The following is a 20,185-nucleotide window of genomic DNA, read 5'->3' as shown; positions in this document are numbered from 1 at the left end:
GGCCATGAAGATGTCGGCTACCGCAGATCAACATGCCCCCTTGCCGTCGCCGGCAAGGGTCGCTGTTATCGTGGCCACGAAAGGCCGGCCGCAGGCATCAGCGCACGTGCTGCGACTACTCGAGAAGCAATCCGTGCAACCAGCCATCACGCTGTTTTCCGCCTGCACGGATGCGGATATCGAGCCCGGCCTGGAAACGCCACTGGCGGTTGAGTATATCTTTGGCCCGGCAGGCTTGCCCGCGCAGCGCAACCGCGCGCTGGTCACGGTCCTGTCGCGCGCGGATTTTGTCGTTTTCTTCGACGATGACTTCGTGCCGTCACCCTATTGGATAGAGCGCTGCCTGCAGGCTTTTCTCGCGGAGCCCGATGTCGCGGGAATATCCGGCGCCTTGCTTCATGATGGCGCGGTCGGTGCCGCGCTGTCATGGGACGACGCATGCAGCCTTGTCCTGCAAGCGGACGCCGTTGCCGGGACACCGCGCCCGCTCACCACGCTGAGCGGGCTCTATGGATGCAACATGGCCTATCGCGTTTCCGCGATCGGCAATCTGCGCTTTGACGAGCGGCTGGTGCTTTACGGCTGGCTGGAAGACAAGGATTTTTCGCGCGCGATCGGCAGGAAGGGCAGGCTGGTCGAGTCCGACGCGATGTTGGGGGTCCACCTGGGGTTGAGATCGGGCCGAGTCTCCGGAAAACGTTTCGGATTCTCGCAAATCGTCAATGCCTGGTATTTGCATAAGAAGGGCGTGCTTTCCACGAAGGAAGTCTGGAGTTTTATCGCTAAAGCGCTCACTGCCAACGGCATCAGGTCGATCCGGCCTGAATCGCACATCGACCGCCGCGGACGATTCGCCGGCAACCTGGTCGGCGTGACGGATCTTCTGCTTGGCCGGTGCCGGCCGGAGAGGGCCAGCGATTTGTGAGACGCGTATGGCGATGCCGCTGACTCTCGTCAGCGTTTGATGGATGGGCCGCCGGGGGCGGGGAGGGTTGTTAACGAAAAGACGGCGGGGCCAACGAAGGCCCGTCGCGAAAGCACTCGCCATCAAGGACGCTGCCAGTGCGCAGCGGCACTTTGACAACTTCCCCCGATAGGCTGGAATGATGTTCGGCGGCGCGCTCCCGGAGGGCGCCATCGAGGGAGTCCCTCGTGTATCGCTGATCGAGAATCATGCCGCTACGCGCCATGCCGGCCGGAGTGGCGGGACATAAGGCTCGGAGACTTTACCGGCATGACAACCTGGACCCGGCGCGCATGGCTGCGCGGTATTCCTGCAGGCATCCTGGCTGTCGCATCGCGCGACATGTATGCGCATGTGAGCGCCGGACCTGTCGATGGACCGCCGCCCACGCTAGACGGCTGGGTGGTCGACCAGTACGGCCGGCGGGTGCGTCTGCAGGACATGTTGCTGGGCGGCGTCACGGCATTGCAAACGATGTTTACCGGCTGCAGCTCGGTTTGCCCGTTGCAGGGCGCGCTGTTCAGCGCGGTGCAGGACGGCATGCCGCGCGTGAACGCCCGGTATCCGCTTCGCCTGGTCTCGCTCAGCATTGATCCGCTGTCCGATTCGCCGGAAGCGCTGCGGGCATGGCTGCGGCGCATGGGTGGCGGCGCGAACTGGCGCGCGGTGGCGCCAACGGGAGGCGTCGAGCAGATCAGGACGGTACTTGGCGGCAGGCCGCCGGGTCCCAGCCTCGATGCGCATTCCACGCAAGTCTATTTCTTCAACAAGGCCGCACAGTTGTGCTGGCGCAGCCCGGCATTCCCGCAAGCAGAAGAGGTCCTGCGCGTCATGGAACATCTGGCCAAAGCCTGACTGATCCCACAAAGGCTAAGCAAGAACAGCAGGAAAACAGTGAGAAAGTACCCCAAAAAACGCAGCAAAGAACAGCAACAACAACCAGAGAGCTTCGCCATGACTCCTTTCTCACAGCAATCCACGGGATTCACAAGGGCACTGCTTAGATGGATCGGCGCCTGTCTTTTCCTTCTGGCATGGACGCTATCGGCTCCGGCCGCGGCGCAGACCACCAGCAAGATGACCCTTAGCGGCACGAATCTGTGCGCCGATGTCTCAGGCGCCTCGTTTGACGATGGCGCGCCGGTCATCGTCTGGACGTGTAGCGGCGACCCGAACCAGCAATGGACGTTCACCCCTGACGGAACCCGCTACAAGATCACGGTGGGGCATAGTGGCGATTGCCTGGACATTGCATATGCCGACCCTTCCCCAGGGGCGCAGGCGATTCAGTGGCCCTGTCAGTCGCCAGCCGCCGACAATGAGCGGTTCACGCTGAAGCAGCAGAACAACGGCTATGCGGTGGTGGCCTCGCACAGCGGGTTGTGCCTTGGCGCCTCGGGGGGAGCCCAGCCGCAGGAAGGGCAGTCTGTGTTGCAATTCACTTGCAACGGCAGCGTCGGCCAGACCTGGGTGATCACCGGTCTGAACATTGCCACCCTGCCGTCGAAATGGACGGCGCCGAAAACGCTGTCGCTCGTTCCGGTCGCAGCGGCGAGCACACCTTCCGGCAAGGTGTTGGTATGGTCCGCCTACGATCGCTTCACGTTCGGCGGCGACAACGGGCAGACTTACACCGCCCTGTTCGACCCGGTCGCCATGACATCGACCGAGAAGCTGGTCACCAACACCGCGCATGACATGTTCTGCCCGGGGATCGCGAATCTCCCCGATGGACGCATCTTCGTCAACGGCGGATCCAGCAGTACCAAGACCAGCATCTACGATCCGGCCACGGCCAAGTGGTCCGTGGCACCGGAGATGAACCGCGGCCGCGGGTATCAGGGCAGCGTCACGTTGAGCAATGGCGGCGTCTTCACCGTGGGCGGTTCCTGGAGCGGCGCCATCGGCGACAAGGACGGCGAGACCTGGAGGCCAAATAACCCGTGGCGGCTGAACAGCGCCGTGTGGGACGACTACATCCTGACTGGCGACTCGGCGGGCCTGCACCGTTCGGATAACCACGCATGGCTGTTCGCCTCAGCCAATGGCCGGGTGTTCCATGCGGGGCCGAGCAAGCAGATGAACTGGATCGACACCACTGGTGACGGCAGCGTGACCCCGGTCGGCACGCGGGCGGCGGATGGCGATGCCATGAACGGCAACGCCGTGATGTACGACATCGGCAAGATCCTCACGGTGGGCGGGGCGCCGGACTACGAAAACACGACGTCGACCGCGAACGCGCACGTGATCGATATCACGAGCGGCACGCCGGTGGTGCGCAAGCTCGCTTCCATGGCTTATGCCCGCGCCTTCAACAACAGCGTGGTCTTGCCGAATGGCCAGGTCGTCGTGATCGGTGGCCAGACCGTGCCGGTACCGTTCTCCGATGATGGGGCGGTGCTCACCCCGGAACTCTGGGATCCGGCTACCGAGAAGTTCCAGAGGCTGGCTGCGATGGCAACCCCGCGGACTTACCACAGCGTGGCCCTGCTGCTGCCCGACGGACGCGTGCTGAGCGGCGGCGGCGGTCTTTGCGGGGATTGCACGACCAATCATCCCAATGTGGAGATCCTAACGCCGCCCTACCTGCTCAATGCGAACGGAACGGCGGCGACCCGTCCGGCGATTTCGTCGGCGCCGGGGGACGCCCTGCTAGGCACCACGATCTCGGTGACCACGAATACGCCGGTGACCAAGTTCGCGCTGGTCCGCATGTCGTCGGTCACGCATTCCGTGAACAACGAGCAACGCCGGGTGCCGGTCACCTTCACGGTCGGGACGGCGGGAGAGAATCTGATCAAGATCCCGTCCGACCCGGGCGTCGCCGTGCCCGGCTACTACTATCTGTTCGCCATGAATTCGGCGGGCGTGCCGAGCGTGGCCAAGGTCATTCGCGTGCACTGATGCGCCGCGCGAACCGTAGGGGAGAATGGCGGGCGGTCCTGGGTGTGGCGCTGGCTGCCGCCAGCATGCTGGCGGCGGCCGCGGATAGCAGCGGGGACGTGGAGCGGGGGCGGGCGCTGTTCCACGGCGAGACGGATCTCTCTGCGCACTTGCGGGGGGATCCTACGCCGCTGCCCGCTTCAGCCGTGCGCTGCATCAATTGTCATACGAGGACCAGCCGGGGGGAGGCATTTGCTCCGCCGCTGACGGCGGATTCCCTTCGTACCTTAAGCCCGCGCCGGGGCGGCCCGCCCACGGCTTACGACCGCGACGCTTTCTGCAGTGCGCTAGCCAACAGTATCGACGTGGCCAACGTGGTACTGGTAAAGGCGATGCCACAGTACCTCCAGTCGGATAGCGACTGTTCCGCCTTGTGGGCGTACCTGATGACGCAGTAAGCAGGGTGATAGCGTTGCCATGCCTGCACCAATCGAAAACTACACGAATAACCACACGGGAACGGCATGACTCCATTCAGGCGACAATTCTTTTCACGGCTCGCAGGCACGGTCGCGGGGGCCGGTGCCGCGCTGGTGTCGTCCGTTGGCATCGGCGGGGGCGCCATCGCGCGCACTGCGCAAGACGGCAGGGCGGAAGAGCGCGTGGTATCCGTCAAGGATTTCGCGGGCCTGGATGCGACCGGCTCGAGCCCGTCCGACCAGGCGTTCAGCAGGGCACTGAAAGAAGTCGCCTCGCTCAAACGCAAAGCCCTCGGCGACGAAAACTCCAACAGGATCGGCAACAAGCGCATCGTGCTGCCGCCCGGCACTTACCTGATTACGCAGCCGGGCGCGCTGGTGGACTCCGGCGTGTTCGGGGAGCGCACGCAAGGCCTGACGATCGAGGGCGACGGGGCGCCGGGAACGGTGGTGATCATCTACCAGCCCGCCATGCCGGGGCCGCTCATCAAGAACAACGACAAGCTGCTGGTGCTCCGCTTCAGGAACATCCAGTTCCACGGCAAGGCGCCGAACAGCGACCTGATCGACAGCACCAGTACGGGCGGCGCGCAGGACTACGCCTTCGACGACTGCATTTTCACCGGCAACTGGAGATATGGCGCCAACCTCACCGGCGGGAACAACAACAGCGAGTGGCATTTCGGCCGCTGTTCCTGGGCCGGCAAATGGCAGTCGTTTCTCTACGTGGGCACCGCCAATACCTCGGACCAGTTCCTGAACTACTGGTTTGACCACTGCAAATACTGGAGCTCCAGCACCTGGATCGACATGGCCAAGGGCGGCAATATCAAGCTGACCGATTGCGATGTCAGTGGCTATGAACCCGCCGCGCAAACCTACCTGTTCAACCTGCGCGGGCGCTCCCATGCGCGCGGCGTCTGTTCGTTCAAGGCGTCGGGCTTGCGCGTCGAGCAGAAGACCCGGTTCGCGGGCCTGATGTATTGCGAGTGGGAGCAAGGCAACATCGGGTTCAAGGATTGCGATTTCAGTTCGCAGGCTTACCAGCCATTCGCTGCGGGGGTAATGTCGGCCTTGTTCTCGCCGGGTGACAGCTCCGGGGCTCAAGTGGTGTTCGACAATTGCCAGATCATGGGCCGGCACCACTACACGACTGGACAGGCGCCGGCCGGCCAGGGGCGCTCCAGCTACCGGAACTGCGATTTCCTCAACTACACCTACCCGGACGAGGCGTTTGTCTTCTCCGAGTCAGGAGGGCAGGCCGGGCGCCGCCGCGCAGTGGTGCTCGAAAGCTGCCGGGGCAACGGCACGGGCAGTGTCTACGCCGATGCCGAAGTGGGCTGGGACGTGGCGGCGATTGCGACGGTCAAGCAGAAGATCGTCTCGTTCAAGTCCGCTTTCGGCAATCTGCCGAGCGGCGCCGACGGCCCGTTATCCATTGTGTTGCCGCTGCACGCGATCATCCTGCGCGTCATCGTGGATGTCCCGGCCGGCGCGCTCGGATCCGGCGGCAGGGCAGGCTACACCGTGCAAACAGGAGAGGCCTCCACCACTGCGCTGGCCGCCCTGAACCTGAGTTCGGCGAGCACGGGAGGCCGGGTGGATAACCAGCCCTACTTCCGCTGCAGCACGCGGCAGAAGTGCACGATCAGCCTGGTGCCGACGGTGAAGGACCAGCCCCCGGGGATCGGCGCGTTGGTCTTGGTGGAATACATTGGATGAAGGTGGCGGCCGGATAGCGCACCGGCGCGGAGCCTGAGGGCAGCGCTCAGTACCACCGAAACGCCAATCCACAACGCGCGTCGGTTCGTTGGCCGGGTAACGCGTGCTGCGCCGCCGCCTGGATTCAGCCGCCGGCCGCGCCGCGCGCCACTCCGGGCTCAGGCTTGCGCGCGCGCATCTCCGCGGTGGTATTGCCCTCGCCATCCGGCGTCCAGCCCGGCGGCATGAACAGGTATCCGAAGAAGGCGCGGGCGCTGCGCGCCCCGGCCAGGTCACGCAACAGGTGGACCCACTGCGTGAACTCGATCCGCAGCGGGTTGGCGCTGTGGATCGGATGCACCAGCCCATACCGGCAGGGCAAGTCGTCGCGCTCCTTCACGTAGGTGCCGAACAAGCGGTCGAAGACCAGCAGCACGCCGCCATAGTTCGCATCCAGGTACTCCAGGTTCGACGCATGGTGCACCCGGTGCGCCGACGGCGTATTGAGGATTCCCTCCAGCCAGCCCAGCCGCGGAATCCACACCGCATGAATCCAGAACTGGTAGAGCAGATTGAGCGACAGCACCGCGAACACCACCCCCGGCTCGAAGCCGATCCACGCCAGCGGCACGAAAAACAGCGCCGTGCCGGTCAGCTTGCCAAGCACCCCGATGCGAAACGCAGCCGACAGATTGAGATCGTTAGGCGAGTGATGCACCGCATGGTTGCTCCAGAACCAGCGCACCCGGTGCGCGGCGCGGTGATACCAGTAGTAGCAGAACTCCTGCCCGATAAAGAGCAGCGGCAAGGCTACCCAGCCCACGGGGTGGATCGTCAGCAGCCGATGCTCGAACGCCAGCCGCACCAGCGGCGCGGCAATCGACAGCGGCAAGGCGATCCCGATCGCGATGCGCACGACCAGATCCAGTGCCGACACACCAAAAGCCCGCCAGTCATAGCGCTGGCGGCGCGACAGGATGATCGCCTCGATCAGCGCGAATGCCAGGACGCAAGGGATGGCGATGAACAGCTGAAATTTTTCTAATGCGTTCATGACTGCTGGCTGATGAGTTGCTTGGGCTGGCTCATGTGATTAGCCCGGCATGCCGCAGCGCGGCGCCTGTCGCGTAAGGCGCCACGCACAAGGCTGCGTGCGAGGAAGATACCGCTAACGGTGCCATAGATAAAGGCGGCTGCCAGCGATGTGCTGCTCCGATGCAATAGATCAGGGTTTATCGCTAGTGCGACGCTGACGATAAACCTGTTGAGAAACATGCAGAGGATCGGCGCTGGCGGAATCCAGATCCCGGGGGCGGAGTCGGGGGCTTCAAACCTTGTCTTCGGCAGGATTCCTGTCCGCCGTGCCGTCGCGCCGGCAAGCCGCTATCGAGGCCGACGAAACCTGGCCATGGAAATGTCGGCGAGATAAGACCCGTCGGGCAGACGTATCCGCTTCTCGAAGCGTCCTTCCTCGACAAAGCCAAAATGCGCATAGAGGGCGCGTGCACTCGGAAACTGCAGGAATGGCTACGAAAAGGCCAACTCAGTGTCCAGGGACTAGCCTACCAACTCGATGAACTTCGCTGCAACGTGCAGAGCATTGCCCAGGAAAGCTGCGCCGACCTGCTGCGAGTCAGCGCGGGGCTCTGTGCGGTATTGAAGCTGCTGGATTTCGATAGGGACGATTCCGAGGACAGTCACGGGCTGCGTTGTTTGCTGACGCCGTTGAAGCAGCAGTTGGATGAAGCTCTGAACAGGGTGCAGGGCATCCTCTGAGGGCACGTCGGGCGCTCGCCCTTTCCCCGGCCCTCTCCCGCAAGCGGGAACACCGGCCTCCCAATCCTTTCCATAGAGCGGGAGCTGTGCGGAGAAAGCCCGCTTTCCTGACTTCATCGGGCACCTGCATGGCAGTCCACTGGCGCCGCGGGAACACGCCAACCCGCCGACCCGCCGTAGCCGTCCGGCTAAGCGTTCACGATCATCTCGAAGCCGCCAAAGATCATTCGCTTGCCATCGAATGGCATCGGCTCGTCCATCTTCAGCCGTGGATCGGCCATGGCGGCCTTCATGCCCTCGTCGCGGACCTTGCGCGATGGCCACAGGATCCAGGAGAAGACCACGGTCTCGTCCTTCTCCAGCTTCACGGCCATCGGGAACGAGGTGAGTTTGCCCTCGGGCACATCATCGCCCCAGCACTCGACCAGGCCCAGCGCGCCATGTTCCTTGAACACCACAGCCGCGGCGTCGGCGTGCTGGCGATAGGTCTCCCGGTTGGCGGTGGGCACGGCAAGAACAAATCCATCGATGTAATTCATGTCCGATCTCCTTTGGGGGTGTCTGCAAGTTGGCGCGCTACGGGTGCCGCCATGGAGACGACGAATCAGGGGCGCCATTCTCGACATGCTGTGCGAGAAATTCTCAATATAGGCGGGCTGGCTGGCCGCGGGGGGGCGAGCTTGCTGTCTGCCGGCGTTCGGTGTGATGAGTACGGCGCCATGCCGATGCCGCATAGCCTCCACCCGCACCGTCGGTGACGGACCTGGCCACGCGTGGCCCGGATTTTCTGAAGGCGGTGTCGATTTCAGGTATCCCGGTTCATCGTAGTGTCAGAGCCGCCCGTCTATCCTGAATCGAGTTCGGGGCAGTGCGGCTCCGGCAACCCGATCAAGGAGAAACGACGATGCGTGTCATGGTGATGGTGAAGGCCACGAGCCAGTCAGAGGCCGGCAAGATGCCCGGCACGGAGTTGCTTACGGCCATGGGCAACTTCAATGAAGAGCTCGTCAAGGCAGGCGTGATGCTTGCGGGCGAAGGCTTGCACCCGAGCGCCAGGGGCAAACGGGTGCGCTTTTCGGGCAGCCAGCGGACCGTGATCGACGGACCGTTCACGGAAACCAAGGAACTCGTTGCCGGGTTCTGGCTGTGGAAGGTGAAGTCCATGGACGAGGCCGTCGAATGGGTCAGGCGCTGCCACAACCCCATGGAGGGGGAGTCCGAGATCGAAATTCGCCCGGTGTTCGAGGCCGACGATTTCGGCGCGGAGTTTACCCCCGAGCTGAGGGACCAGGAGGAACGGCTGCGCGCGCAGGCCGAAGGCGCGGCGAACAGGCCGCGTTAAGGCGAGCGGGCGCAAAGGCGCGCAAGTGGCGCCTTGTCGGCCAGGACAGGTGCCTGTCCTGGCTTGTGACTCAGATTGCGATTCCTGTCGTTTTTGGAGGGAAAAGCAATTGCCGCCCCTCCCTGGGCCGGAGTTCCACACGCATCATCAACTAACGTGCGCCAGCGCACATTACGCAGTGCTGGCAAAAAAAGATTTGCTATACGCTTTTACCTTGGAGCTATCGACATTGCATCCATTTATGAAACCCTGGTAAAACGTGCGAGGTCATACAGTGGCGAAGCGGCTTCGATTTGACAGGGGCGTTGGCCTCAAGGATTTTCGTAGTGTAATTCCGATGCAGGCGATTACCGAGATCAACGCGGCCCTTGATTCTTTGCCTGGCAATGTGTCGCAACGCCCCCATCCAGACACCGTAGCGGAAATGCTGCGTCGTGGCGACGCATTCCGGCAACTCGAGGAGGCCGTCTGCGCGGATACGCGCGCGATGGTGGCCGGGGTTGTTCAGGGAACATTGCGCCAGGAACCCGTACACGTGATTCGTTGCGCGGACCCGGTAAGGCGGAGGGACAGTCATTGCCGCCATTACGATTCCCATCTGCTGACGATGCTGATTCCGCTACGACTGGCGCCGGATTGTGCCTGCAACGGTGACCTGGTCATGTATCGGCGCCCCCGTCTGACGGTCTCCACGCTGGGCAATGTGATGTGCAAAGTTGCCCATGGCATCCATCGCAAGCTACCGTTCGAGTGGCGGAAATGGCTGACGCTGCGCGATCTGCGTCGAGGCCACTGCTCACGCGTGCCGGTGCAGCTTGGCAGTGTCTACGTATTCAACGGTTTTGCGCTCAAGCACGCCAACATCGATGTGGAGATGGGGCAGCGTCGCTCGCTGCTGATCCATTACTACGATCCCGGTCACTCGCTCGGCCTGAGCTGGTTGATGCGGCGTGTGCGCGGGGTCTGAGATTGTCTCGGGGGGCGCGCACAGGCGCTTCCGTTCAGCGTCTGTGCGCTCGCCACACACGATGCACGTGAGCGACTTTTCCCGGGGAGGGGTGGCCCCCGCGATCCCTGTGGAACCGGGCGTCCGTGAGACGGCGACGCTCAAAGTGAGGCCGTCTATTCGACCCGGATCCCGCGTGCCTTGACAAGGGCGTGCCAGCGCAATGATTCGCCTTGCAGGAAGTTCTTGAACGCCTGTGGAGAGTTCCCGACCGGGTCGAGTCCGGCTTGCTGCAGCCTGGCACGCACGACCGGATCCGCGACAGCCTTCTGCACGGCACCTGCGATGGCTTGCACGCGATCCTGCGCGGTGCCCTTCGGCAGGAACACGCCATTCCATTCGAGCACTTCATAGTCCGGCATGCCGCTTTCCGCAATGGTGGGCGTATTGGGCAAGCCCTGAATCCGCTTCCTGGATGTCACCGCAAGCGCCCGGAGCTTGCCGCTGGTGACGTATTGCAGCGTGGACGCCGTGTTCCCGAAATAGATCGCAACCTGTCCTCCCATCACATCGGTAAGCGCCGGCGCACCGCCCTTGTATGGGACATGGAGCAACTCGATCTTCGCCTGCTCGTTGAACATCTCCGCGGCAAGATGCGATCCGGTTCCTGCGCCGGCGGACGCGTAGGTCAGCTTGCCGGGCGTCTTCTTTGCCGAGGCGATCAGGTCAGCGACGGTCTTGTAGGGCGCATTCGCGGCAACCACGAGGATCTGCGGCGCTGTCGCCACCAACGCGACCGGAATGAAATCGCTGGCAGGATCGAATGGCAGCTTGCGCAGTGCACCGTTCACCGCGAATGCCGATGCGTCATAGAGGACGGTGTAGCCATCGGGCGTGGCTTTCGCCACCGCGTCGGCGCCGATGACACCGCCGGCGCCAGGCTTGTTGTCGATCACGATCGTCTGCCCGAGGATCTCCCCCATCTTCTGCGCGACGACACGCGCCGTATTGTCGGCGCCGCCGCCCGCCGAATAGGGCACCACCATGCGAATCGGCTTGTCGGGGAATGCCATGGCGCAAAGCGGCACCGAGGCAGCCATGATCGCCAGGCCTTTGCAAAGCCCCTGCAGGGTTCTTCTCATCTTGTCTCCTTCAAGTCTGGCCGGCTTACGCGGCCTCGAATCCATACAGCAAGGCAGGGTTGTCCACCAGTATCTTGCGGCGGATTTCCTGGCTACCTGCCCATTGGGCAAGCAAGTCGTACAGCAAGGCATCGTCGGGCTTGTGCCACGCCTCGGTGGGGTGAGGCCAGTCGCTGCCCCAGACGAGCCGTTCCGGGGCCGCTCCCACCCATGCCTTCGCCACCGGATCCATGTCGTCGTAATGACGGGCTGCGCCGACGAGGGAGTCGAGGTATGCGCCAGACAACTTCAGCCAGGCTTTGCCTCGATCCAGCAGATTAGACACGACCGCGAACGCGGGATGCGCCGTTCCCCCGGGGAGCGGCATGCGGGCCAGGTGGTCGAAGACCAGGGGCGCGCGCAGCCGCGCCAGCAGGTCGCGGTGTCCAACGATCTGGTCGGCGGTCCAGTGCAGTTGCAAATGCCATCCGAGCTCGGCGATGCGGTTTGCCAGCGGCTCCACCATGTCGAACCCTACAACGGCATGCATTTCCGTATAAAGGGAGAAGCGTATCCCCCGGATACCTCCCGCGTGGAGTGCATGCAAGGCCTCGTCCGTGACGTCCGGGCGTACCACGGCGATTCCGCGGGTACTGGCCGGGCCCAACCGCTGGATGGCATCGAGCGTACAACTATTGTCTGTCCAATAGGAGCGTGGCTGTACCACGACGGCGCGGCGGGTTCCGATCAGCGCCTGAACGCAGCGGTAGTCCTCCACCGTCGCATCCGCCACGATCGGTGCAACGGCTGTGAAGCGTGGATCGTAGATATGCAGATGGGAGTCGCAGGCATTCGCGAGTGCCGCGCTGACCGGGACCGTGGTGGCCGAACTGTTCGGCACCTGCACGGCAGCGCCGCCATACGTGGAATCAGGCATTCCGCCCCAGCCTGTCCGCTGCGTCGCGGACCATTTCTCCGTGTTCATCGAGTACAGGTGCGGCGAATGGCTCCGGGCCGGGCGTGCGGCCGAATTTGACGCCACGCGTGAAGCCGCGATAGCGGCCAACCACCGGATGGTCGAACGTCATGATCATTTCCTCCGCTGCCACCTGGGGGAAGTCGAACATGTCCTCTACCGACCGCGCCGCCGCGCATGGTACTTCTTCGCCGAACACGGCTTCCCAATCCAGGGCCGTGCGTTGCTGTAACGCGGCATGCAGTTTGGGGACGATCTCATCATGGTGCTCGGCACGCTTGCGCACGCTATCGTAGCGATCGGTCGACAGCAACGCAGTCAGGCCGGTCTTCTCGCACAGCGCCTTCCAGAAGTGCGGGGTGTTGGCGGAGATATAGAGATAGCCGTCCCTGGTGGGATGGATGCCGGTGATCCCGCCGGAACGCATGTCGCGTCCCACATCCCTGGGTTCCGAATCGGCCCATACCATCCGGGCGGACTGCATGGTCAGCGCTGCGCGAAGCAGGGACACGCCGACATATTGCCCCTCGCCGCTCCTTTCACGCTCGTAGAGCGCTGAGGCAACGGCGCCGGCCACGAGGGCCGCCGCATAGTAGTCGACCACGGAGCCGTAGAGAATTTCCGGCGGGCCACCACGCTTGCCTTGCAGCGTGCACATGCCGGTCATCGTCTGCAGCACCTGGTCATAGCCAGCCTTGTCCTTCAGCGGGCCCGTTTCGCCGTATCCGGTGACGGCACAGTAGATGAGGCGCGGATTGACGGCGCGGAGCTGCTCGTAGCCAATGCCGAGCCGGTCCGGGACGCTGGGGCGGAAGTTGTGCACAAGTACATCCGCGTTGCGCACCAGCGCAAGCAGCCGGTCCAGGTCGGCGGGATCCTTCAGGTCGAGTACGGCGCCGAGCTTGCTTCGGTTGACGCCGAGGAACGCCCGGCTCTCGGCCTCCAGCGTCGAAGGATACTTGCGCAGGTTGTCGCCCACGGGAGGCTCGATCTTGATGACGTCCGCGCCCTGATCCGCGAGCAGCGAGCAGCCGTACGGCCCTGCGATATAAGCGCTCAGGTCAAGCACGCGCACGCCGGTCAGCGGGCCGGACGGCCCCGTTCGGGTTGCGCCGAATGCGCCGAATGCGCAGTCTCCGACAGTCGTGTTGGTTTGCATACAGCCTCCGGATTCAACTGGACATTCAGTCCGCGACAATGTTCTGCTGCCTGGCAAGCTGCTTCCACCTGGCAACATCGGCAGCGATCGTCTCTGCAAACTGCTTGGGGGTGCCGGGCTTTGCCTCGGCGCCTTCGTTGAGGATCGCTGCCTTGACGGATGGCTTTGCCAGAGCCTTGTTCACGGCCCCATTGATCCGCGCAATGACTGCCTCCGGCGTTCCCGCGGGCGCGAGAAAGCCCCACCAGAGTTCAAACTCGTAGCCGGGAACGGCGCTCGCCATGGGTACCAGGTCGGGTGCGATGGGGCTTGGTTTCAGGCTGGTAATGCCTACGGCCCGTACCTTGCCGGCCCTGACCATGGGCAGCAGCGACGGTCCGCTCGAGATCAGCACCTGCGTCTGGTTGCCGATCAGGTCAGTGATGGCGGGTCCCATGCCCCGGTAGGGGACATGCGTGATGGCGAGCTTTCCGGCCTTGGCCTTGAGCAACTCGGTGCCGAACTGATTGACGCTCCCTGGCCCGGAAGACGCATAGTTGAATTTGCCCGGATTCGCCCGGATCGCGTTCACAAGGTCCTGCGGACTCCTGGCAGGGAACTCATTGCTGACAGCCACGATGAATGGGCCCTGGGCCAGCATCGCTACCGGGGAGAAGCTCTTGATCGCGTCATAGGGCAGTTTGCTCTGCACCGCAGCGTTGGTCGTCATGCTCGAGGACACCGCGACCAGGGTATAGCCATCCGGGGTCGCCTTCGCCACGATGCCGGTCCCCGTGTTGCCGCTCGCGCCGGGCCGGTTGTCGATGATCACGGGCTGCTTCAGGTCCTCGCCGATCTCCTTCGCCACGATCCGCGCGAAGGTATCATTCGAGCCGCCGGGCGGATAGGGAACGACGATGGTGACGGGCTTGGACGGATACGCGCTCTCCGCGCCCGCATGAGGCGAAGCGGTGAGCGCACCGACTGCGGCGAGTGCGGCGATCAGCGCAAAGCGTCCTGCGGCCCCGCTTGAAGATGACGTGTTCATGCTTTGTCTCCTGTCAGTCTGATTTTTGTACAGTCCGGTCAGGCAGCGATCAGCCCCAGCCGCTTGCCGATATCGACAATGGCCTGCGCACGCCTGACAAAGGGTGGGTCGATCATCTTTCCATCAACGACGTAGGCCCCGATCCCTTTTGCATGCGCCTCGGCGGCGGCGGCCACGACCCGCATCGAATGCGCGATCTCTTCGTCGGACGGGCGATACACTTCGTTGGCCAGCGCGATCTGGCTCGGGTGGATGCAGCTTTTGCCAAGAAAGCCCAGGTGCATGGACATCTCCGCCTCGGCACGGAAGCCTTCGGTATCCCGGATATTGGCGAACACCGTGTCGTAGGCAAAGACGTTGGCCTCTCCCGCGGCCATGCGCACGGCGAACATGGCCGTTGCGATGGCCGCGGGATTGCGCCGGTGAATGCCGATGGGTTCGAAGAGATCTCCAAGCCCGAGTTGAAGGCCGGCGACGCGTGGATGCGCGCTTGCCAGTTCGGCAGCGCGGCGCAACGCCGCCGGCGATTCGATATTGAGCAGCAACCGGACTTTGGTGTCGGCTTCGGTAAAGCCGTTGGCCCGTTCCGCTTGTTCGACTGCCTCAACCGCGTGCCGGACGTCGTCGGCGGTCTCCGGCTTGGGCACGTTGACCAGATGCAATCCTGGCACTACGACTGCGGCAAGATCCGCTTTGAAATGCCCCGTGGCAATGCCATTGACGCGGACGATGAGCGTCTTGCCAGCGCTCCGTGCCTCGGCGGAGCGCAGGAGCCGTGACAGGAGGGATCTGGCTTCGGCTTTCCTGTCTTCGGCAACGGCATCCTCCAGGTCGAAGGACAGCGCGTCCGCATCGCTTGCCAGCGCTTTTGGGAAAAACTCGGGGCGCGAACCGGGGACAAAAAGCTTGCTTCTCATGGCCAAACACCTAGCTCTGTGGGATGAGATGCAGTGTCATACTATCTATAACAAAGATAAACTATGCTTTCCTACGTTCGCTCAATAGAAATTGTATGGAAACCGCCTATCTGCGGGCTTTCGCCCTGGTTGTCGAGACCGGCTCGCTGGCCGAGGCTGCAAGACGGCTTGACGTCACTCCGGCGGCGATTTCCCAGCAGATTCAGGTGCTTGAACGAGAACTCGGCACCCGGCTCCTGGGACGGGCCGGCAGGACGGTTGCGCCCACGGAGTCCGGGAGCCGTCTGGCAGAACGCTGCGGTCCCCTGCTCAGGGAAGTGGACAGCCTGAAAGGATGGATCAGCCAGGCCGATGAAATTCGCGAGCTTCGTATCGGGACGATCAATACCGCGCTCCACAGCCTCCTGCCAGACGCGTTGGCGCGCTTTACAGCCGAACACCCGCGCGTGTCTGTCTACATACAGTCGGCCATGTCGAGCGAGTTGTATGACGCGGTCAAGCGATCGGATCTCGATGCCGCCGTCTGCCTGCATCCGCCCTTTTCGATGCCGAAGGCGATCGCATGGGAACTGCTTCGCCAGGAACCGTTGGTCGTGCTCGCTGCGGAGCGTGACAAGAAGGCCGACCCCCACGAGCTTCTGCGAACCAGGCCGCTCATCCGATATGACAGAACCCTCGGCGGCGGGAAGCAGGCAGACGAATACCTGCGCAAGGCCGGCATTGCCCCGTCGCAAGAACGCTTCGAACTCAGTTCCCTGCTCGCGATCGCGATGATGGTGGATCGCGGCCTGGGCGTGTCGCTGGTCCCGGACGTCGCGTCTCCGCTGACGGCGGCGCTGCACATTGCCAAGATCTCGCTGCCCTCGGAACCGGAACCACGCCGGTTCGGTGTGCTATGGCGAAGGACGTCGCCCCGTGCCCGTTTGATCGTATCGTTCCTTGAGCAGGCTCGCCTCGCGGCACGGTAGCCGCTCAGGCTGTCTTGCGGCCTTCAACCGGATATCCGGGATCGGTATAGCCCGGTGTCGATGCGTGGCCGGGTCGGACCAGGCCATCGACAAAGCGCTCGTCGTCCGGACCGAGCTGAAGCGACAGGGCTTCGACATAGCAGTCCCACTGCGCCTCGGTACGGGGCCCTGCGATGGTCGCGCTGACGAGTTTGTTGCTGAGTATCCATGCCAAGGCAAAGGAGATGGACGTCGTGCCGCGCTCCGCGGCGTGCGCGGCAATCGCTTGCGCGAGCTTCAGGGACTCCGGCCGCCATTCCGTCTGCTGAATGCGTTTGTCGCCGCGGCCCGCGCGGCTGTCGGCCGGAGGCGGTGCATCCACGGCGTACTTGCCGCTGAGAACCCCGCGAGCCAAGGGGCTGTACGGCACAACCCCGAGCCCATGGTGCGCGGCGGCGGGCAATTGCGCAACCTCGGCTGTGCGGTCGGCGATGTTGTAGAGCGGCTCGCTCGCCACGGGGCGATCAATGCCAAGCCGGTCGGCGATGCGCACGACCTCGGCAATGCGCCAGCCACGGAAGTTTGAAACGCCGAAATAGCGTACCTTTCCCTGGCGGATCAAATCACCGACGGCGCGAATGCCTTCTTCAAGGGGAACATCGGCGATTGCCCGATGAAAATACAGGATGTCGATATAGTCAGTGCCGAGCCGTTTCAGGCTTGCCTCGACCGATTGATGGATCCATTTTCGCGAACTGACCCTGCTCATTGGGGCCCTGTGCCGTCGGGTGGCCGAACTTGGTCGCAATGACCCAGCTGTCGCGCCGATCGGCGGTCGCCCGGCCGACGATCTCCTCTGACCGGCCGGCGTGGTAGACGTCCGCCGTATCGATGAAGTTGACGCGCTGGTCAAATGCCTTCCCGATTATGCGTTTCGACGTCGGCTCGTCGGTTTCTCCACCGAACATCATTGCCCCCAGGCATAGGGGCGATACCTTGAGGGCGCTGCGGCCCAGATAGCGATAGTCCATCATGCTCTTATCCATAGTGTGCCTCGCCCTGCTGGCGAACTCTCGTGGCCTCGTCTTGCGCAGCCCCGCTGAGCTTGAGGCGGCGAGGCGCCTCGCTGCCATGCCGGCGGATTCAGCAGCTTCTTTTGTATCAGAAGCCCGTGCGACGATTGAGATCAAAAAGCCGCAAGCCCTATGAACTGCATTCATGAATGCTCCGGGTCTCCGGCGTCCAGCCGCAGCGGAGCTAAAGGTGACGCATCAGGATATGCCGCGCGTTGACGTGCTCTCCGCGATAGTGCCACCAGATCGTTGCGCGGATCCTCGGAGGCCTTGTATGTTCGCCGGGGACTATACGATCGACACGCAGCTATGCACGGTAGCGCAAAGTGTCGACGACCAGAGACAGGACTCTCGAGGTCTGCCGGCGGCTGGGGTAGTAGATGTGCAAGCCCATTGCGCACAGGTGTCATAGGCTAAGGGCGCGGCTTGCGCGACCTGCTGAACAACACCATCGCAATGCCGCCGAGGATCGCCGCGGAGGAAGCAGCCAGGCGTGGTGTGATCGCTTCCGACAGGAACGCCACGCCGCCAAATGCAGCGATCAGCGGCACCGACAACTGTACGGTGGCGGCGCGCATGGCAGAAAGGTTGCTCAGCGCCGCATACCAGATGACATACCCGATGCCGGACGTCAGTGCGCCGGAGGCCATGGCCAGGGCAACCCCGGCCTTGTCCGTGTACGCGTTGGCGACGAGCAGCAAGCTCAGCACGAGGGCGAGCGGCGCCGCCCGCGCGAAGTTGCCCGCCGTGGCGGCTAGCGGGTCGGCCACTCCGCGGCCGCGCAGCGAGTACACGCCCCACGCTACGCCAGCGATCGCCATCAATGCAGCGCCGAGTGGTGGCGGGGCGGCGACACCCGGCGAGACCAGGTAGACGAGCCCCGCGACCGCCAGCGCGAGACCAAGCGAGGCGATGGGTCCGAACCTCTCGCCCGAGCGAAAGCCCACGCTGAACATGGTCAGTTGCACCGCACCGAAGAGAATCAACGCGCCCGTGCCCGCGGGCAAGGTGAGGTACGCGAAGGAGAAGAATGTGACGTAGGCAAGCAACATCGTCGCGGCGCGCCAGTCGGTATGGCCGCGCGCGAACCGCTCCGGCCTGATCCGTACGATGAACGCGAGCGTGATCGCTCCGGAAACCAGCCTGATGCTGCCAAAGCTGGCCGGATCGATATGCCCTTGCTGCAACGCAAGGCGGCACAACAGTGAATTGGCCGCGAAGGCAAGCATCGCCGCCACGGTAAGGATGATCGTCTGCGAGGCCGGCACGCCACGGGGCTCTTCACGCATGGGTTGTCACCAGGACGACTGCCCAAGACAACAGCGCGACACCGAGCGGTGTGCTGAGACGGCGGCCCCAGCCCACGTTCTTTTCAATCGCCATCACGGCCGCAAGCAGGAGCATCCAGCCGAGGCTGCCGGTGCCGAGTGCGAACATCAGCAGCATCAGCGCCCAGCAGCAGCCGACGCAGTACAGGCCATGCTGCGCGCCAAGCGCGAACGCGTGCCACGCGTGCGCATGTCCACGCCAGCGCTCGATGACGAAGCTCAAGGGCGTGCGGCACTTCTCCAGGCACCGGTACTTGAGCCTGCTGAACTGAAAGGCGCCGGCCAGGGCAATGATCGCGGCGCCGATCAGCCAGCCATGCCAGGCCAGGCCGGGTACGCTGGCGAGCAGGGATAGCACTGCACTGTGTAGTGCATGCGCCAGAAGCCCGAAGGCTCCCCACACCGTCATGTAGCCGAGGACGAGCAGCATGAGCAGTCGCACATGGTCCGGGCGCCGGGCCGTCAACCGATCGAAGGCGTTGAACAACGGCAAGGTCGTCGGCAGCATCATGGCCGCCGTCATGAGGATCCACGCAGCGGCGTAGAGCACCACCGGCACGACTACATCGCCGGCGGGAACGACGCGGCACAAGAATGCCGCCGGTCCCGATGCGGTCCAGTCACCGTGCTCAAGATAGCGTCCGTATGGCGTGCGAGTCCAAGCCCACAATGCCGCCCAGGCGAGCGCAATCAGCGCGGCCAGGATCGGCAGGAACACGCGCTGATGGCGCGAGGCGCCGGACTGCGGTGGGCCTGCCGTCGGGCTCATGCGTCGAAGACGAAGGTGCTTTGCAGGGCGTTGTGGTTCTTGATGTCGAGGTCTATGCCGAGGGCGGCGTTCTTGGAGCGATAGGTCGGGGCTTTGCCAACAAATACGGGAGCCCCCGGCACCGTCGAGAACACCGTGTCGGAGAGGGTGGTCTGGCCTCCCGTCGCGCCGAGATAGGGCTCGAGCTCGGCGAAGTAGTTCTGGCCGATCTCGAGTGTGCCCTTGCCCGCGACTACTGTGAAGGTGATCGGCGCCCGCTCCACGGATACGACCGTGCCGATGAGCTTGGCGAGCTCGGCGACCGGCCCGCCGGCCTGACCGGTGTAGACTTTCAGGAGTGCATCTTCCTGCTCTTTGGAGGCATTGTCGTCGACGTAGATCGCTGCCGTCCAGTTGCCTTGCAGGATATTGCCGGGCACATGCGCGACAGCCGCGATGGTATTGCCGCTGACATCGACGCCGTCGACCGTTCCCTTGTCGATGCGCCACGCGATGATGGTGTCGCAGGTGCCGTTGTCAGGGTCTTCGCCGATCCAGCAGGGGCAGAGGACGTTGCAGTTGCAAACCTCGAGCAGGCGACCTTCCAGGTGATAGCTCATATGGACCTCCGTTGAAGGTACACAGGTACACAGGTAGACGAACACCGGCCTGTTGCCGCAAGTCACGGCGACAAGTAGCAAATCAATCCTCTGCTACGGGGGGGGACAAGTCAAGGTCAATGACGGTCGGGCAGGCGGTCGGGCGAGTGCAGCCGGCCATTCTCACCGGGGCTGT

The 20,185-nt window shown here is 63.6% G+C and carries 19 protein-coding genes and 1 pseudogene; 8 read left to right on the top strand and 12 right to left on the bottom strand.

Annotated features, from left to right (window positions below; all coding sequences use genetic code 11):
- Positions 1 to 4: 4 nt before the first annotated feature.
- The 4 genes from ACZY0R_RS32840 (at position 5) to ACZY0R_RS32825 (ending at position 6,051) form a co-directional block, all read left to right on the top strand.
- Positions 5 to 925: a glycosyltransferase gene (locus ACZY0R_RS32840; protein ID WP_488864365.1), complete on the top strand. Its 921-nt coding sequence runs from the start codon at positions 5 to 7 to the stop codon at positions 923 to 925.
- Between the two features lie 309 nt (positions 926 to 1,234).
- Positions 1,235 to 1,819 (top strand): SCO family protein, encoded by a 585-nt coding sequence (locus ACZY0R_RS32835; protein WP_488864363.1) that lies wholly within the window; start codon positions 1,235 to 1,237, stop codon positions 1,817 to 1,819.
- A gap of 99 nt (positions 1,820 to 1,918) precedes the next feature.
- Positions 1,919 to 3,871: an RICIN domain-containing protein gene (locus ACZY0R_RS32830; RefSeq protein ID WP_488866313.1), complete on the top strand. Its 1,953-nt coding sequence runs from the start codon at positions 1,919 to 1,921 to the stop codon at positions 3,869 to 3,871.
- A 503-nt stretch (positions 3,872 to 4,374) separates the two neighbouring features.
- A complete protein-coding gene (locus ACZY0R_RS32825; protein ID WP_488864361.1) occupies positions 4,375 to 6,051 on the top strand; it encodes a pectate lyase family protein in 1,677 nt (558 codons plus the stop codon).
- Between the two features lie 124 nt (positions 6,052 to 6,175).
- Here the strand turns inward: ACZY0R_RS32825 and ACZY0R_RS32820 are convergent, their stop codons facing one another.
- Both ACZY0R_RS32820 and ACZY0R_RS32815 read right to left on the bottom strand, forming a co-directional pair.
- Positions 6,176 to 7,084 (bottom strand): sterol desaturase family protein, encoded by a 909-nt coding sequence (locus ACZY0R_RS32820; protein WP_488864359.1) that lies wholly within the window; start codon positions 7,082 to 7,084, stop codon positions 6,176 to 6,178.
- Positions 7,081 to 7,329: a hypothetical protein gene (locus ACZY0R_RS32815; RefSeq protein ID WP_488866311.1), complete on the bottom strand. Its 249-nt coding sequence runs from the start codon at positions 7,327 to 7,329 to the stop codon at positions 7,081 to 7,083. The genes ACZY0R_RS32820 and ACZY0R_RS32815 overlap by 4 nt, the downstream gene beginning before the upstream one ends.
- Positions 7,330 to 7,515: 186 nt before the next feature.
- Here ACZY0R_RS32815 and ACZY0R_RS32810 point away from each other — a divergent pair, with 186 nt between their 5' ends.
- Positions 7,516 to 7,806 (top strand): DUF1484 family protein, encoded by a 291-nt coding sequence (locus tag ACZY0R_RS32810; protein ID WP_488864357.1) that lies wholly within the window; start codon positions 7,516 to 7,518, stop codon positions 7,804 to 7,806.
- Positions 7,807 to 7,994: 188 nt separating this feature from the next.
- On the opposite strand, the gene ACZY0R_RS32805 is transcribed toward ACZY0R_RS32810, so the two are convergent.
- Positions 7,995 to 8,345 (bottom strand): DUF1428 domain-containing protein, encoded by a 351-nt coding sequence (locus ACZY0R_RS32805; RefSeq protein WP_045242894.1) that lies wholly within the window; start codon positions 8,343 to 8,345, stop codon positions 7,995 to 7,997.
- Between the two features lie 365 nt (positions 8,346 to 8,710).
- On the opposite strand from ACZY0R_RS32805, the gene ACZY0R_RS32800 reads away from it, so the two are divergent.
- Together ACZY0R_RS32800 and ACZY0R_RS32795 are read left to right on the top strand one after the other, a co-directional pair.
- On the top strand, positions 8,711 to 9,148 hold the full coding sequence (locus ACZY0R_RS32800) for a YciI family protein (RefSeq protein ID WP_488864355.1): 438 nt from the start codon (positions 8,711 to 8,713) through the stop codon (positions 9,146 to 9,148).
- 337 nt (positions 9,149 to 9,485) lie between these two features.
- Positions 9,486 to 10,115, top strand: coding sequence for a hypothetical protein (locus tag ACZY0R_RS32795; RefSeq protein WP_488864353.1), 630 nt, complete (start codon positions 9,486 to 9,488; stop codon positions 10,113 to 10,115).
- A gap of 155 nt (positions 10,116 to 10,270) precedes the next feature.
- On the opposite strand, the gene ACZY0R_RS32790 is transcribed toward ACZY0R_RS32795, so the two are convergent.
- The 5 genes from ACZY0R_RS32790 to ACZY0R_RS32770 are packed head-to-tail and all read right to left on the bottom strand — an operon-like array spanning position 10,271 to position 15,294.
- A complete protein-coding gene (locus tag ACZY0R_RS32790; protein ID WP_488864351.1) occupies positions 10,271 to 11,236 on the bottom strand; it encodes a tripartite tricarboxylate transporter substrate binding protein in 966 nt (321 codons plus the stop codon).
- 25 nt (positions 11,237 to 11,261) lie between these two features.
- Entirely contained in the window at positions 11,262 to 12,152 is an 891-nt protein-coding gene (locus tag ACZY0R_RS32785) for an amidohydrolase family protein (protein WP_488864349.1), read from the bottom strand.
- Positions 12,145 to 13,350, bottom strand: a complete 1,206-nt coding sequence (locus ACZY0R_RS32780; RefSeq protein ID WP_488864347.1) for a CaiB/BaiF CoA transferase family protein — start codon at positions 13,348 to 13,350, stop codon at positions 12,145 to 12,147. The genes ACZY0R_RS32785 and ACZY0R_RS32780 overlap by 8 nt, the downstream gene beginning before the upstream one ends.
- Positions 13,351 to 13,375: 25 nt before the next feature.
- Complete coding sequence (locus ACZY0R_RS32775; protein ID WP_488864345.1) at positions 13,376 to 14,377, bottom strand: Bug family tripartite tricarboxylate transporter substrate binding protein; 1,002 nt, start codon at positions 14,375 to 14,377, stop codon at positions 13,376 to 13,378.
- Positions 14,378 to 14,415: 38 nt separating this feature from the next.
- On the bottom strand, positions 14,416 to 15,294 hold the full coding sequence (locus tag ACZY0R_RS32770; RefSeq protein ID WP_488864343.1) for an HpcH/HpaI aldolase/citrate lyase family protein: 879 nt from the start codon (positions 15,292 to 15,294) through the stop codon (positions 14,416 to 14,418).
- A 95-nt stretch (positions 15,295 to 15,389) separates the two neighbouring features.
- On the opposite strand from ACZY0R_RS32770, the gene ACZY0R_RS32765 reads away from it, so the two are divergent.
- Positions 15,390 to 16,262: a LysR family transcriptional regulator gene (locus ACZY0R_RS32765; protein WP_488864341.1), complete on the top strand. Its 873-nt coding sequence runs from the start codon at positions 15,390 to 15,392 to the stop codon at positions 16,260 to 16,262.
- A gap of 4 nt (positions 16,263 to 16,266) precedes the next feature.
- Here ACZY0R_RS32765 and ACZY0R_RS32760 read toward each other — a convergent pair.
- The 4 genes and pseudogenes from ACZY0R_RS32760 to ACZY0R_RS32745 all read right to left on the bottom strand — a co-directional run bounded on the left by ACZY0R_RS32760 (position 16,267) and on the right by ACZY0R_RS32745 (position 20,010).
- A pseudogene (locus ACZY0R_RS32760) lies at positions 16,267 to 17,272 on the bottom strand (aldo/keto reductase).
- Positions 17,273 to 17,727: 455 nt separating this feature from the next.
- On the bottom strand, positions 17,728 to 18,603 hold the full coding sequence (locus ACZY0R_RS32755; RefSeq protein ID WP_488864339.1) for a DMT family transporter: 876 nt from the start codon (positions 18,601 to 18,603) through the stop codon (positions 17,728 to 17,730).
- The gene (locus ACZY0R_RS32750) at positions 18,596 to 19,411 is read right to left on the bottom strand and encodes a DUF2182 domain-containing protein (protein ID WP_488864337.1); all 816 of its coding nucleotides are present in this window, start codon (positions 19,409 to 19,411) and stop codon (positions 18,596 to 18,598) included. The genes ACZY0R_RS32755 and ACZY0R_RS32750 overlap by 8 nt, the downstream gene beginning before the upstream one ends.
- Positions 19,408 to 20,010, bottom strand: a complete 603-nt coding sequence (locus tag ACZY0R_RS32745) for a DUF1326 domain-containing protein (RefSeq protein ID WP_488864335.1) — start codon at positions 20,008 to 20,010, stop codon at positions 19,408 to 19,410. The genes ACZY0R_RS32750 and ACZY0R_RS32745 overlap by 4 nt, the downstream gene beginning before the upstream one ends.
- Between the last annotated feature and the right edge of the window lie 175 nt (positions 20,011 to 20,185).

Source organism: Cupriavidus sp. F041 (assembly GCF_057814235.1).
Note: the sequence above shows the minus strand (reverse complement) of the source record. Positions and strands in the feature narration are given on the sequence as shown.